Origin of the sequence: Marinobacter sp. HL-58 (assembly GCF_001314605.1) — a bacterium.
GTDB lineage: Bacteria > Pseudomonadota > Gammaproteobacteria > Pseudomonadales > Oleiphilaceae > Marinobacter.
Genome location: NZ_LIHP01000020.1, coordinates 1 through 15,469 on the forward strand (window position 1 = coordinate 1; position 15,469 = coordinate 15,469).

Sequence of the window (15,469 nt, forward strand, 5' to 3'; positions counted from 1 at the left end):
AAGTCCTGGGGATCAACCCTTTTTAATGATCGCTTCGGCAATGTTCGAGGGAGCTTCCATATAGCGGGAGAACTCCATCGCATAAGACGCCCGACCCTGCGTTGCAGAACGCAGATCAGTGGCGTAACCGAACATCTCCGACAACGGAACCTCGGCACGGATGGTCTTGCCCGAAGGGCCGTCTTCCATACCCTGCACCAGGCCACGGCGACGGTTAAGGTCGCCTACAACGTCACCCATGTAATCTTCAGGAGTGACAACCTCAACCCGCATCAGCGGCTCAAGCAGGGCCGGATTGGCTTCCAGCGCCCCTTTCTTCATGGCCATGGAGCCAGCAACCTTGAACGCCATCTCGTTGGAGTCCACGTCGTGGTAAGAGCCATCGTACAGCGTGGCCTTGATCCGCAGCAGCGGGTAACCGGCCAGACAGCCATTCTGCATCTGCTCGTGAATACCCTGCTGAACAGCAGGAATGTATTCCTTGGGAACCACACCACCAACGATTTCATTCACGAAGATAAAGTTCTCGCCATCTTCATCGTCGAGAGGCAGCGGCTCAAGCTTGAGCTTGACGTGACCATACTGACCACGACCACCAGACTGGCGAACAAACTTGCCTTCCACATCCACAGCCTTGCGGATGCATTCACGATAGGCCACCTGAGGCTTACCGATGTTGGCTTCAACCTTGAACTCGCGACGCATACGGTCAACGATGATGTCCAGGTGGAGCTCACCCATACCGGAGATAATGGTCTGGCCGGACTCTTCGTCAGTCCGCACGCGGAATGACGGGTCTTCCTGGGCCAGCTTGCCAAGGGCCACGCCCATTTTCTCCTGATCCGCCTTGGATTTCGGCTCGACGGCTACGGAAATAACCGGCTCCGGGAATTCCATGCGCTCCAGGATGATCTTGTGGTTTTCGTCGCACAGGGTATCACCGGTAGTGACACTCTTGAGGCCGATTGCCGCAGCGATATCACCCGCAAGAACTTCCTTGATTTCCTGCCGATCCTTGGAGTGCATCTGAACCATACGGCCGACACGCTCTTTCTTACCCTTCACAGAGTTGTAAACAGCGTTACCGGATTCCAGCTTACCGGAGTAAACACGGAAGAAGGTCAGGGTACCAACGAACGGGTCAGTGGCAATCTTGAACGCGAGCGCGGAGAAAGGAGCGTCGTCATCTGCCTGACGGGTCTCTTCGGTGCCGTCTTCGTCCACTTCACCACGGATCGCCTTGACTTCATCAGGCGCCGGCAGGAACTCGATAACCGAGTCCAGTACCGCCTGTACACCCTTGTTCTTGAACGCGGAGCCGCAGGTAGCAACAACGATCTCGTTGGCAAGCGTACGGATACGCAGACCTTTCTTGATATCGTCGATGTTCAGCTCGCCGTCTTCAAGGTAGCGCTCCATCAGCTCTTCGTTGGCTTCTGCAGCAGCTTCCATCATCTCTTCACGGTACTTGGCCACCTGATCGACCATATCCTCCGGAACATCACGCTGGTCGTAGGTAGCACCTGCGTCGTCCTCGTTCCAGTAGATCGCCTTGTTACGGATCAGGTCGATCACGCCGGCGAAGTCCTCTTCAGCACCAATCGGCAGCTGAATGGGAACGGCATTCGCACCCAGGCGGTTCTTGATCTGGGCAACAACACGCAGGAAGTCTGCGCCAGCACGGTCCATCTTGTTGACGAACACCATGCGGGGCACTTCGTACTTGTTGGCCTGGCGCCATACAGTCTCGGACTGCGGCTCAACACCTGAGGAACCACAGAACACCACGACCGCACCGTCGAGTACGCGCAGCGAGCGCTCTACTTCGATAGTAAAGTCAACGTGTCCCGGGGTGTCGATGATGTTGATACGGTGCTCGGGGTACTGCTTGTCCATGCCCTGCCAGAAACAGGTGGTTGCAGCAGACGTGATGGTAATACCACGCTCCTGCTCCTGCTCCATCCAGTCCATGGTTGCAGCGCCATCATGAACCTCACCGATTTTGTGGGAAATACCTGTATAGAACAGGACCCGCTCGGTGGTTGTGGTCTTGCCCGCATCAACGTGCGCACAAATACCAATGTTTCTGTATCTCTTGATCGGAGTCTTGCGTGCCACTGTATGAACCTCGGCTGATTAGAAACGGAAGTGAGAGAACGCCTTGTTGGCTTCTGCCATGCGATGAACGTCTTCGCGCTTCTTAACAGCGGAGCCCTTGCTATCAGCGGCATCCAGGATTTCACCTGCCAGACGCTGCGCCATGGACTTTTCACCACGCTTCCGTGAATATTCTACGAGCCAGCGCATGGCCAGCGCGTTCTGACGGGAAGGCCGTACTTCAACAGGCACCTGGTAGGTAGCACCACCCACACGACGGGACTTTACCTCGACCATCGGCTGGATGTTTTCCAGGGCCTTCTCGAACATCTCGATCGGCTCTTCCTTGGACTTGTCGGCAACGATATCGAGCGCGCCATAAACAATGCGCTCAGCAACAGCTTTTTTGCCACTTTCCATCACATGGTTGATGAACTTGGCCAGCCGTGCACTGCCGAATTTGGGATCCGGGATAATTTCCCGTTTTGCTGCAACTCTTCTTCTAGGCATCGATAAGCCCTTATCTATTAAAAGGTCTTCAGGAACCCCTGAGATAGCATCAGCTACTCAGCCTTACTCTTACCGTTCTACGTAGCAACGATAAAAGACACCCGTGTGGGACATCAGGACTTGGGTCGTTTTGCACCGTACTTGGAGCGGCCCTGCTTACGGTTCTGCACACCCTGGGTGTCCAGTGTTCCGCGAACAGTGTGATAGCGCACACCCGGAAGGTCTTTAACACGACCGCCGCGGATCAGCACAACACTGTGCTCCTGAAGGTTGTGACCTTCACCACCAATGTATGAGGAAACCTCGTAGCCGTTGGTCAGACGAACACGGCACACTTTACGCAGTGCTGAGTTCGGCTTCTTCGGCGTTGTGGTGTATACACGAGTACACACACCACGGCGCTGAGGGCAGGCCTGCAGAGCAGGAACGTCGCTCTTGGCTGCCTTGCGTTTACGAGGCTTACGCACCAACTGATTAATCGTTGCCATGTAAGCAAACTCCAAAAAACCGTATCAATGAAACTTACCCCCGACGGGCGGGGGTAAAATTTGAGGGTCGCAAGTGTAAGCCCGCGCCCCCGAACAGTCAAGATGACTGATCTCTTTTTAACCACCCGCGGCGTACGTAACTACCGGCGGGTGGCGGTGCCGGCCAACTCAGCTTTCGCGGTTAAGCTCGGCACTCAGAGCTTCTTCAACGTCCGCCGCGGTCACGCCCTGCTCTTCCAGCTCGCGCTTACGCTTGCGCTCCGCGTGGTAGGCAAGACCGGTACCGGCCGGAATCAGGCGACCAACCACCACGTTTTCCTTCAGGCCGCGGAGGTAGTCCCGCTTGCCGGTGACGGCGCCTTCGGTCAGAACCCGGGTAGTTTCCTGGAACGACGCCGCGGAAATGAAGGACTCCGTTGCCAGAGAAGCCTTGGTAATGCCGAGTAACAGGCGCTCGCACTTCGCAGGCTCCTTGTCAGCGGCTATCGCTTTCTCGTTCTCTTCCATGAACTGGGTGATCTCGACCTGATCACCACCGAGCAGGTTGGTGTCGCCGGCGTCGGTGATTTCAACCTTGCGCAGCATCTGGCGAACGATCACCTCGATGTGCTTGTCGTTGATCACAACACCCTGCAGACGGTAAACGTCCTGGATTTCGTTGGTGATGTACTTCGCCAGCTCCACAACGCCCAGCAGACGCAGGATATCATGGGGATTGGACGGACCATCGGAGATAACCTCGCCCTTCTCGACCGTCTCACCTTCGAACACGTTCATCTGGCGATGCTTCGGAATCAGAACCTCATACGGGTCTGCATCCTTCGGCGTAATCACCAGACGCTTCTTGCCCTTGGTTTCCTTGCCGAACGACACCACACCACTGACTTCCGCCAGGATGGAGGATTCTTTCGGACGACGGGCCTCGAACAGGTCGGCAACCCGTGGAAGACCACCGGTGATATCCCGGGTCTTCGAGCTTTCCTGCGGAATACGTGCAACCACATCGCCCAGCTCGACCCTGGCACCATTGGCCATGGTCACCAGCGCGTTCGCCGGCAGGAAGAAGATGGCGGTGCCGCCACCCGGCAGCTCGACATCGTTACCCTTCTCGTCAATCAGCTGGATGGCAGGACGGATGTCCTTACCAGCAGCCGGACGTTCCTTGGGATCGATCACTTCCATGGTGGACAGGCCGGTCAGCTCGTCGGTCTGGGTGCGGACAGTGATGCCCTGATCCATATTGACGAAGCGGACAGTACCTTCGGCCTCGGCGATGATCGGGTGAGTGTGCGGATCCCATTTGGCGACCGCAACGCCCGCCTCGACCGAATCACCATGCTTGACCGACAGCACGGCGCCATAGGGAAGCTTGTACCACTCACGCTCACGACCCTGCTCATCGGCAATTGCCAGCGCGGACGAGCGGGAAATAACCACCAGGGAGCCGTCGCTCTTTTCGATGGACTTCAGGTTGTGCAGACGAACCGTGCCGCCGTGCTTGACCTGAATGTTGTCCACTGCAGATGCCCGGCTTGCCGCACCACCAATGTGGAAGGTACGCATGGTGAGCTGGGTACCCGGCTCACCGATGGACTGTGCCGCGATAACGCCCACAGCTTCGCCCACGTTGACCTGATGGCCACGGGCAAGGTCACGGCCGTAACACTTCGAACAGATGCCATGACGGGTTTCACAGGTAATCGCGGAACGAACCCAGACCTCGTCCACACCGGCACGCTCAAGCGCTTCAACTGCCTTCTCATCCAGCAAGGTACCCGCTTCAACAACCGCGTTGTCCTTGTCGGTGGGCGTATAGGCAGCACGTGCGGTAACACGACCAAGCACACGATCACCCAGAGGCACAACCACGTCGCCGCCCTCGATATGAGGCGTCATCAGCAGGCCTTCTTCGGTGCCACAATCGGTTTCGGTAACCACCAGATCCTGGGACACGTCAACCAGACGGCGGGTCAGGTAACCGGAGTTGGCGGTCTTCAGTGCCGTATCCGCCAGACCCTTACGGGCACCGTGGGTGGAGATGAAGTACTGGAGTACGTTCAGACCCTCACGGAAGTTCGCAGTGATCGGCGTCTCGATGATGGACCCGTCCGGCTTGGCCATCAGGCCACGCATACCCGCCAACTGACGGATCTGGGCGGCGGAACCCCGGGCGCCGGAATCGGCCATCATATAGACCGAGTTGAACGACTCCTGCATTTCGAATTCGCCGTCTTCGCCCTTGACCGGCTGACCGTCAGGACCGATAACCTGTTCTTTCGACAGGCGCTCCATCATGGCCTTGGACACTTTGTCGTTGGCGCGGGACCAGATATCGATAACCTTGTTGTACTTCTCGCCCTGGGTCAGCAGACCGGACGCGTACTGGGTTTCGATGTCTTTAACTTCCTCGGATGCGGCATCCACCAGCTCGTACTTCTCCGGGGGAATCTCGAAGTCGTTGAAACCGATCGAGATACCGGAAACCGTGGCATAGTGGTAACCCATATACATGAGCTGGTCGGCGAAGATAACGGTATCCTTCAGGCCGGCATCACGGTAACAGGTGTTGATCAGATTGGAGATTGCCTTCTTGACCATGGGCTTGTTGACCAGGTCGAAAGACAGCCCGTCGGGCACAATATCAAACAACAGGGCACGGCCGACGGTGGTATCAACAATCTTGTACTGCTCAGTACGCTCGCCATCTTCCTGGATGGCCACTTCCTTAACACGCACCTTGACGATGGCCTGAAGGTCAACCTTGCCGGCGCCGTAAGCGCGATGAGCCTCTTTGACGTCCGCGAACACCATGCCTTCACCGAGGGCACTCTTACGCTCACGGGTCATGTAGTACAGACCCAGAACCACGTCCTGGGACGGTACAATGATCGGCTCGCCGTTCGCGGGCGACAGCACGTTGTTGGTGGACATCATCAACGCACGGGCTTCGAGCTGGGCTTCCAGGGTCAGCGGTACGTGGACCGCCATCTGGTCACCGTCGAAGTCGGCGTTGTAGGCAGCACACACCAGCGGGTGCAGCTGGATCGCCTTGCCTTCAATCAATACCGGCTCGAACGCCTGGATACCCAGACGGTGAAGAGTCGGCGCCCGGTTCAGCATGATCGGGTGCTCGCGGATGACCTCGTCCAGGATGTCCCAGACCACGCCTTCCTCACGCTCGACCATCTTCTTGGCGGCCTTGATGGTGGTCGCCAGGCCACGATGCTCCAGCTTGGAGAAAATAAACGGCTTGAACAGCTCCAGGGCCATCTTCTTGGGAAGACCACACTGGTGCAGGCGCAGGTATGGACCAACCACGATCACGGAACGACCGGAGTAGTCCACCCGCTTGCCGAGCAGGTTCTGACGGAAGCGGCCCTGCTTGCCCTTGATCATGTCTGCCAGGGACTTCAGCGGGCGCTTGTTGGTGCCAGTGATGGCACGGCCACGGCGACCGTTGTCCAGCAGTGCGTCGACGGCTTCCTGCAGCATCCGCTTCTCGTTACGCACAATGATGTCCGGAGCGTTCAGCTCCAGCAGGCGCTTGAGGCGGTTGTTACGGTTGATAACCCGGCGATACAGATCGTTCAGGTCAGAGGTGGCAAAACGGCCACCGTCCAGCGGAACCAGCGGACGCAGATCCGGCGGCAGAACCGGCAGCACGGTCATGACCATGTCGCCCGGCTTGTTGCCGGAGTACAGGAACGCCTCAAGAATCTTCAGGCGCTTGCTGAACTTCTTGATCTTGGTCTCGGAGTTGGTCTGGGGAATCTCTTCCCGCAGGGCTTCAACCTCGGCCTGCAGATCAATACCTTCGAGCAGTTCCTGGACGGCTTCGGCACCCATGCGGGCGTCGAACTCATCACCGAACTCTTCCAGGGCTTCGTAGTATTGCTCGTCGTTCAGCAGCTGCCCTTTCTCCAGGGTCGTCATGCCCGGCTCGATCACGATGAAGGATTCGAAATACAGAACCCGTTCAATATCGCGCAGGGTCATGTCCAGCATCAGACCGATGCGGGACGGCAGTGATTTCAGGAACCAGATGTGGGCGACCGGGCTGGCGAGCTCGATGTGACCCATGCGCTCACGGCGCACACTGGCCAGTGCCACTTCAACACCACACTTCTCGCAGATAACACCGCGGTGCTTGAGGCGCTTGTACTTGCCGCACAGGCACTCGTAATCCTTGATCGGGCCGAAGATCTTGGCACAGAAAAGACCGTCACGCTCAGGCTTGAACGTACGGTAGTTGATGGTCTCAGGCTTTTTGACCTCACCAAAAGACCATGAACGGATCATGTCAGGCGACGCCAGGCCAATACGGATGGCGTCAAATTCCTGCTTCTGGTTCTGGTTTTTGAGAAGATTCAGCAAATCTTTCATCAGTAACAGCTCCGGATGGCGTTATTCTCGGGCGGGTACCGACCGGTACCCGCTCACGCTGCCAAAAACAATTCGGCTCAGTCGGATTCCAGCTCGATGTCGATACCCAGCGAGCGGATTTCCTTGACCAGAACATTGAAGGACTCGGGCATGCCCGGCTCCATGCGATGATCACCATCGACAATGTTCTTGTACATCTTGGTCCGACCATTCACATCATCAGACTTCACGGTAAGCATTTCCTGCAGCGTATACGCCGCACCGTAAGCCTCGAGGGCCCACACTTCCATCTCACCGAAGCGCTGACCACCGAACTGTGCCTTACCACCCAGCGGCTGCTGGGTAACCAGGCTGTACGAACCGGTGGAACGAGCGTGCATCTTGTCGTCGATCAGGTGGTTCAGCTTGAGAATGTACATGTAGCCAACAGTCACCGGACGGTCAAACTCGTCGCCGGTACGGCCGTCATACAGTACAGTCTGGCCAGTGGTACTGAGACCGGCCAGCTCAAGCATACGCTTGACCTCAGCTTCCTTGGCACCGTCGAACACCGGCGTTGCCATGGGAACACCCGAACGCAGATTGTTGGCCAGCGCCAGGATCTCCTTGTCACTCAGCGAATCCAGGTCCACATGGGTGACCTCATCCGAGTGGTTGTAGATCTCATCCAGCAGGCTGCGAAGCTCAGCAACCTTGCGCTGCTCATCCAGCATCTGGCTGATGCGCTCACCCAGACCTTTGGCGGCGGCACCCAGATGGGTCTCAAGCACCTGACCAACGTTCATCCGCGACGGAACACCCAGCGGGTTCAGAACGATGTCAACGGTGTTGCCGAACTCGTCGTAAGGCATGTCCTCAATCGGCATAACCGCTGAGATAACACCCTTGTTACCGTGACGGCCGGCCATCTTGTCACCCGGCTGAATCCGACGCTTGATGGCAAGGTAAACCTTGACAATCTTGAGCACGCCCGGGGCAAGGTCATCGCCCTGCTGCAGCTTGCCTTTCTTGTCGTCAAAGCGCGCCTCATGCTCCTTCTTGCGATCCTCAAGGCCCTGCTCGGACTTCTCAAGCAGCTCGTTCAGCGTCTCGTCCTTCATGCGCAGCTTGAACCAGTCGTCCCGCGGCAACTCCGCCAGGTAGGACTCGTCAAGCTTGGCACCTTTCTTCAGGCCCGGCCCGCTGATGACTTCCTGCCCTTTCAGGGCATTGGTCAGACGTTCGAACGTGGCACCTTCAACAATGCGGTACTCGTCCTTCAGGTCCTTGCGGTACTCGTCCAGCTGCTCTTTCTCGATGGACTGGGCGCGGGTGTCCTTCTCGATGCCGTCACGGGTAAAGACCTGTACGTCAATAACCGTACCACGGGTGCCGGTGGGCACTCGTGAGGACGTATCTTTCACGTCCGACGCCTTCTCACCGAAGATGGCACGCAGGAGCTTCTCCTCCGGTGTCAGCTGGGTCTCGCCCTTCGGCGTCACCTTGCCAACGAGGATATCGCCAGGACCAACTTCCGCGCCGATATAGACAATACCGGACTCATCCAGCTTGGACAGCGCACTTTCACCAACGTTCGGAATATCCGCGGTGATTTCTTCGCTACCCAGCTTGGTATCCCGGGCCACACAGGTCAGTTCCTGGATGTGGATTGTGGTCAGGCGGTCTTCCTGAACCACTTTCTCGGAGATGAGGATGGAGTCCTCGAAGTTGTAACCGTTCCAGGGCATGAACGCGATGCGCATGTTCTGGCCCAGGGCCAGCTCACCCAGGTCCACCGAGGGACCATCGGCCAGCACGTCACCACGGGCAATTTCGTCGCCCTGGTTAACGATGGAGCGCTGGTTGATACAGGTGTTCTGGTTGGAGCGGGTGTACTTGGTGAGGTTGTAGATATCCACACCAGCATCACCAGCTTCGGTTTCGTCGTCATTAACACGCACAACAATGCGGGCCGCATCAACGCTTTCAATCACACCACCACGACGGGCCGTCACACAGACACCGGAGTCCTGCGCCACGGTGCGCTCAACACCGGTACCTACCAGAGGCACCTGTGAACGCAGGGTCGGAACTGCCTGGCGCTGCATGTTGGAGCCCATCAGTGCGCGGTTGGCGTCATCGTGCTCCAGGAACGGAATCAGCGAGGCTGCAACCGAAACCACCTGGCGCGGGGAAACGTCCATGAAATTGACGTTCTCCGGCGGCGTCACGGTGAATTCGTTCTGGTGGCGAACCGTAACCAGCTCGTCAGACAGACGCTTGTTCTCGTCCATTGCCGCACTGGCCTGGGCGATGATGTAGTTGCTCTCTTCAATAGCCGAGAGATACACCACTTCGTCTGTTACCAGACCGTCCACAACCTTCCGGTACGGGCTCTCAAGGAAACCGTAGGAGTTGGAACGGGCATAGGTTGCCAGTGAGTTGATCAGGCCGATGTTCGGGCCTTCCGGGGTCTCGATGGGACAGACGCGACCATAGTGGGTCGGGTGTACGTCACGAACCTCGAAGCCGGCACGCTCACGGGTCAGGCCGCCCGGCCCAAGAGCCGAAATACGGCGCTTGTGAGTCACTTCCGACAACGGGTTGTTCTGGTCCATGAACTGGGACAGCTGGCTGGAACCGAAAAACTCTTTCACGGCTGCCGCAACCGGCTTGGCGTTGATCAGGTCCTGAGGCATCAGGCCTTCGCTTTCCGCCAGGCTCAGGCGCTCCCGCACTGCACGCTCAACACGCACCAGACCAACACGGAACTGGTTTTCAGCCATTTCACCGACACAACGAACGCGACGGTTACCCAGGTTGTCAATGTCGTCCACCTGGCCCTGGCCGTTACGGATATCAATCAGCGTCTTGAGCACATCGATGATGTCCTCGTGGGTCAGCGTGCCTTCACCGGTGCTTTCCTCACGGCGCAGCCTGCGATTCAGCTTCATGCGGCCAACGGAGGACAGGTCATAACGCTCTTCGGAGAAGAACAGGTTATTGAACAGGTTCTCAGCCGATTCCTTGGTGGGCGGCTCGCCCGGGCGCATCATGCGATAGATCTCGACCAGCGCCTCCAACGGGGTACGGGTCGGGTCGATACGCAGCGTGTCCGACATGAACGGACCACAATCAAGATCGTTGGTGTACAGGGTTTCAATTTCTTTGACGCCTGCATCCAGGATTTTGGTAACCACTTCTTCTGTCAACTCGGTGTTACACTCAACCAGCACTTCGCCGGTCTTGGTATCCACCATGTCCTTCGCCAGTACACGGCCGTAGAGGTACTCGGTCGGCACCTCAAGCTCGGTCAGGCCGGCTTTTTCAAGCTGCTTGATGTGGCGAGCGGTAATCCGGCGACCTTCCTCGACGATGACATTGCCTTTCTTGTCCTTGATATCGAACGTTGCGATATCACCGCGCAGGCGGCTTGGGACCAGTTCCAGCTTGCATACTTCAGGGCCGATACCGAATTTACTGGTATCAAAGAACATCTCCAGCATCTGCTCGGAGTTGTACCCGAGCGCACGCAGAAGGATTGACGCAGGCAGTTTCCGGCGACGGTCAATACGAACAAAGACCGAGTCCTTGGCATCGAACTCGAAATCCAGCCAGGAACCACGGTAAGGAATCACACGGGCGGAATACAGCAGCTTGCCTGACGAGTGAGTCTTGCCCTTGTCGTGATCGAAGAACACACCAGGTGAACGGTGGAGCTGGGAAACGATAACCCGCTCGGTACCGTTGATAACGAAGGTACCGTTCTCGGTCATCAGGGGCATTTCGCCCATGTAGACTTCCTGCTCTTTAATATCCTTGATCGCCTTGTTGGACGATTCCTTATCATAAATGATAAGTCTTACTTTAACCCGCAGCGGTGCTGCGTAGGTTACGCCCCTAAGCTGGCATTCCTTGACGTCAAATACCGGCTCGCCGATGCGGTAACTCACGTATTCGAGTGCGGCGTTGCCAGAATAACTGACAATCGGGAATACGGATTTGAATGCTGCGTGGAGACCGGTTTCCCGACGATTTTCGGGCGCGGCTTCACTTTGGAGGAAGTCCCGGAACGAATCCAGCTGTATAGACAGCAAATAGGGAACATCCATCACGGACGGCAATTTACTAAAATCTTTGCGAATCCGCTTTTTCTCAGTATAGGAGTAAGTCATCTGCATTCCCCAGCTTTAGACCTGATACCTGGTATCAAGAAGCAACCATTTTCATGCTTCGGGGCCGAATTGCTCGGCTTACTGCGCCGTCTTGAACAAGACTCTCGCTGTAGGTTATAGATTCTGACAGCACCACAGGATCGGCGTTCAGAGTCTATAGCATATACAACAGAAAAAGGCCGGTGGCACACGGCCACCAGCCCGTCCATGCTTAACGCACGGTTTCGATCAACAGCCAACTCTTACTTAAGCTCAACAGAAGCGCCTGCTTCCTCAAGCTTCTTCTTGGCTTCTTCAGCGTCGCTCTTGCTAGCTGCTTCCTTGATTACGGAAGGAGCGCTGTCGACCATTTCCTTGGCTTCTTTCAGACCCAGGCCAGTCAGTTCACGAACGGCCTTGATAACGTTTACTTTCTTCTCACCAGGTCCGGTAAGAACAACGTCAAACTCAGTCTGCTCTTCAGCAGCGGCGGCTTCGCCACCGGCAGCAGCAGGTGCGGCGGCTACAGCGGCAGCTGCAGATACACCGAATTTCTCTTCCATTGCTTCAACCAGCGCAACAACGTCCATTACGCTCATTTCAGCAATTGCGTTCAAAATGTCTTCGTTAGACAGAGCCATGACTTTCTCCCAAAAATATAAAAATGGTGTTCAACAGAATCAAGCAGCTTCTTGCTTCTGGTCTCGAACTGCCGCTACAGCACGGGTCACTTTGGTTGGTACTTCGTTCAGTGTCCGCGCCAGCTTGGTGATTGGTGCCTGTGTTACTGCGGCCAGCATCGTCAACGCCTCGTGGCGTGTCGGCAGCTTGGCAAGGCGATCGATCTGGTCTGCGCCCATCAGCTCACCGCCGACAGCCAGGCCCTTGATCTCGAATGCCTCTTTCTCTTTGGCGAAATCCTTCAGCAGGCGTGCAGCCGCACCCGGATCTTCCATTGAGAACGCCAGAATCGTCGGGCCGACCAGTGCCTCATCGATGCACTCGAACTCGGTACCGCGGATCGCGATCTTCGCCAGGTTGTTACGAACAACCTTCAGAAGAACGTTCTCGGCACGGGCCTTTGCTCGCAGGGCCGTCATGTCACCGGAAGTGACACCACGGTAGTCAGCCATAACAACAGACAGAGCACCACCGGCAGTCTCGTTGACTTCAGCGACGATCGCTTTCTTGTCTTCGAGTCTAATTGCCACTGGATTTCTCCTCGATTTCGCCGGGTCTATCCCGGCAAACCCACAAATACCCCTTGCGGGGCTCCTAACGGTGTTTGGGTTCAGAGAGAACGTCTTCACACCGTCTGCGCAGGCGTTGCTTTAACCCTTCCAGCCACTTTTCCGAAAAAAAGAGCTTCAGGGGCCTGCGGTCTTTGACAGCCTTGGCTTCCGCCCAGACTACAAAGTAACTACCGACCGCTCGCTCAGATGTTCAGAGCGCTCTGGTCGATAGTCAGGCCAGGACCCATCGTCGACGACAGGGTTACCTTCTTGAGGTAAACACCTTTCGAGGAAGACGGCTTGGCCTTTTTCAGGTCCGCGATCAGAGCCTCAAGGTTTTCCTTGATGTTCTGCGCAGAGAATTCAACATTACCCATCGGCGCATGGATGATACCGTTCTTGTCAGTACGGTAACGAACCTGGCCCGCCTTGGCGTTCTTGACGGCAGTCTCAACGTCCGGGGTAACAGTGCCAACCTTCGGGTTCGGCATCAGGCCGCGGGGACCAAGAATCTGGCCCAGCTGACCAACAACACGCATGGCGTCCGGAGTGGCGATAACCACATCGAAATCCATGTTGCCTTTTTTAACTTCTTCCGCCAGGTCATCCATACCGACGATATCGGCACCGGCGGCGGTTGCCTTCTCCGCATTGGCACCCTGGGTAAAGACCGCTACACGAACGGTTTTGCCGGTGCCGTGCGGCAGTACAGTGCTGCTACGTACAACCTGGTCAGATTTACGTGCATCTACACCAAGGTTAATTGCAACATCAACGGATTCCTTGAACTTGACGTTTTCGCCCAGCTCAACCAGCAGTGCTACTGCTTCATCAACAGAATAGGCGCGGGTGGAATCCACTTTTTCACGAATCAGCTTCTGACGCTTGCTAAGCTTTGCCATGTTACAGGCCCTCCACGTTCAGGCCCATGCTACGGGCAGTTCCGGCAATGGTACGTACCGCCGCATCCATATCGGCTGCAGTCAGATCCGGCTCTTTGGTCCTGGCGATTTCTTCCAGCTGGTCACGGGTAACAGTACCGACCTTGTCGGTATTCGGACGACCAGAGCCGCTCTTGATGCCGGCCGCCTTCTTCAGCAGCACAGGTGCAGGCGGAGTTTTGGTGATAAAGGTAAAGCTGCGATCACTGTATACGGTAATAACCGTCGGGATCGGCAGGCCCGGCTCCATATCCTGGGTCTGGGCGTTGAACGCTTTACAGAACTCCATGATATTCACGCCGCGCTGACCCAGTGCGGGACCAACCGGGGGACTCGGGTTGGCCTTGCCGGCAGCAACCTGAAGCTTGATGTACGCGTCAATCTTCTTAGCCATGATTTTTCTCCTGTGGGTTCGAACGCCTTTCGGCTCCCCTGTATTTACAACTGCCAGTAGCAGACACAAAAAGCCCGCGTCGCCATAGCGCGCGAGCTCTCAGCATGTAAGGTTGCCGCTCAGTCTTTTTCGACCTGCCCGAACTCCAGCTCTACCGGAGTTGAACGACCGAAAATCAGCACGGCAACCTTGACCCGACTCTTGTCGTAGTCAACTTCTTCAACAACGCCATTGAAGTCTGCAAAGGGACCTTCAGTGACGCGAACAATTTCGCCCGGCTCAAACAGAGTCTTCGGCTTGGGCTTGTCTGCCCCGCTTTCGACCCGACGAAGAATCGCTTCGGCTTCCTTCTCCGTAATCGGCGCCGGCTTGTCCTTGGTTCCACCAATGAAACCCAGAACTTTTGGCGTATTCTTGACCAGGTGCCAGGTGGCGTCATCCATATCCATCTGCACAAGAACGTAACCGGGATAAAACTTGCGCTCACTCTTGCGCTTTTTCCCGTCACGCATCTCAACGACTTCTTCCGTCGGCACCAGAACTTCGCCGAACTTGTCTTCCATGCCGTCGAGAGCGATACGCTCCCTGAGAGTGCGCATCACCTGCTTTTCGAAGCCAGAATACGCATGAACCACGTACCAGCGCTTAGCCATTGCCCACTCCTGTTACCCGATAACTCCGGAGACCAGCCAACTGATCAACGAATCCATACCCCACAGCATCAACGCCACAACCAACACAAACACAACGACGATGGCTGTAGTCTGGATCAGCTCCGGCCTGGTGGGCCATACGACCTTCCGGATTTCAACCCTGGCTTCCTTGAGCAGGGTCGCGAAACGCCGACCACGCTCGGTTTGGAGCGCCACAAAAGCAGCGACCAGAGCAAGAGCTACGAGAGCCAGCACCCGATACAGCAGTGACTCGGCACTAAAATACTGATTGCCAACAACACCGATGGCAATCAGGACAAATACAACCAGCCACTTTACTGCATCGAAGCCACTGGTCGAACGATCGGCTTTTGACTCCATAGGAATCAGCTTATGTATCCGGATGTTAAAAAATGGCAGGCCAGGAGGGAATCGAACCCCCAACCTGCGGTTTTGGAGACCGCTGCTCTGCCAATTGAGCTACTGGCCTGCACCGAAACAACTCAGCGCACTTACTTCGAGTTATTACTCAAAAAGAGCAATTACTCGATGATCTTGGAGACTACGCCGGCACCAACGGTACGGCCGCCTTCACGAATCGCGAAGCGCAGGCCATCTTCCATGGCGATCGGAGCAAT

General features: G+C 56.4%; 11 protein-coding genes, 1 tRNA gene and 1 pseudogene. All 13 read right to left on the minus strand.

Going from position 1 to position 15,469, the window contains the following annotated elements; genetic code table 11:
• Nucleotides 1–12: 12 nt before the first annotated feature.
• A complete protein-coding gene (gene fusA, locus HLUCCO03_RS17785) occupies nucleotides 13–2,118 on the minus strand; it encodes an elongation factor G (protein WP_027830879.1) in 2,106 nt (701 codons plus the stop codon).
• 18 nt (nucleotides 2,119–2,136) lie between these two features.
• Nucleotides 2,137–2,607 (minus strand): 30S ribosomal protein S7, encoded by a 471-nt coding sequence (rpsG, locus tag HLUCCO03_RS17790; RefSeq protein WP_027830878.1) that lies wholly within the window; start codon nucleotides 2,605–2,607, stop codon nucleotides 2,137–2,139.
• A gap of 113 nt (nucleotides 2,608–2,720) precedes the next feature.
• A complete protein-coding gene (gene rpsL, locus HLUCCO03_RS17795; protein ID WP_007154021.1) occupies nucleotides 2,721–3,095 on the minus strand; it encodes a 30S ribosomal protein S12 in 375 nt (124 codons plus the stop codon).
• A 168-nt stretch (nucleotides 3,096–3,263) separates the two neighbouring features.
• Nucleotides 3,264–7,478 (minus strand): DNA-directed RNA polymerase subunit beta', encoded by a 4,215-nt coding sequence (gene rpoC, locus HLUCCO03_RS17800; RefSeq protein WP_027830877.1) that lies wholly within the window; start codon nucleotides 7,476–7,478, stop codon nucleotides 3,264–3,266.
• Between the two features lie 77 nt (nucleotides 7,479–7,555).
• Nucleotides 7,556–11,632, minus strand: a complete 4,077-nt coding sequence (rpoB, locus tag HLUCCO03_RS17805) for a DNA-directed RNA polymerase subunit beta (protein ID WP_027830876.1) — start codon at nucleotides 11,630–11,632, stop codon at nucleotides 7,556–7,558.
• Between the two features lie 242 nt (nucleotides 11,633–11,874).
• The gene (gene rplL, locus HLUCCO03_RS17810) at nucleotides 11,875–12,252 is read right to left on the minus strand and encodes a 50S ribosomal protein L7/L12 (protein ID WP_027830875.1); all 378 of its coding nucleotides are present in this window, start codon (nucleotides 12,250–12,252) and stop codon (nucleotides 11,875–11,877) included.
• A 39-nt stretch (nucleotides 12,253–12,291) separates the two neighbouring features.
• Entirely contained in the window at nucleotides 12,292–12,822 is a 531-nt protein-coding gene (rplJ, locus tag HLUCCO03_RS17815; RefSeq protein WP_027830874.1) for a 50S ribosomal protein L10, read from the minus strand.
• Between the two features lie 224 nt (nucleotides 12,823–13,046).
• Nucleotides 13,047–13,745: a 50S ribosomal protein L1 gene (rplA, locus tag HLUCCO03_RS17820; protein ID WP_027830873.1), complete on the minus strand. Its 699-nt coding sequence runs from the start codon at nucleotides 13,743–13,745 to the stop codon at nucleotides 13,047–13,049.
• A gap of 1 nt (nucleotide 13,746) precedes the next feature.
• Nucleotides 13,747–14,178: a 50S ribosomal protein L11 gene (gene rplK, locus HLUCCO03_RS17825; RefSeq protein WP_027830872.1), complete on the minus strand. Its 432-nt coding sequence runs from the start codon at nucleotides 14,176–14,178 to the stop codon at nucleotides 13,747–13,749.
• A gap of 119 nt (nucleotides 14,179–14,297) precedes the next feature.
• Entirely contained in the window at nucleotides 14,298–14,831 is a 534-nt protein-coding gene (nusG, locus tag HLUCCO03_RS17830; RefSeq protein ID WP_027830871.1) for a transcription termination/antitermination protein NusG, read from the minus strand.
• Nucleotides 14,832–14,843: 12 nt separating this feature from the next.
• Nucleotides 14,844–15,212, minus strand: coding sequence for a preprotein translocase subunit SecE (gene secE, locus HLUCCO03_RS17835; RefSeq protein WP_027830870.1), 369 nt, complete (start codon nucleotides 15,210–15,212; stop codon nucleotides 14,844–14,846).
• Nucleotides 15,213–15,245: 33 nt separating this feature from the next.
• A tRNA-Trp gene (locus HLUCCO03_RS17840) sits at nucleotides 15,246–15,321 on the minus strand.
• 52 nt (nucleotides 15,322–15,373) lie between these two features.
• Nucleotides 15,374–15,469: pseudogene (locus tag HLUCCO03_RS17845) on the minus strand (elongation factor Tu); the annotation flags it as partial.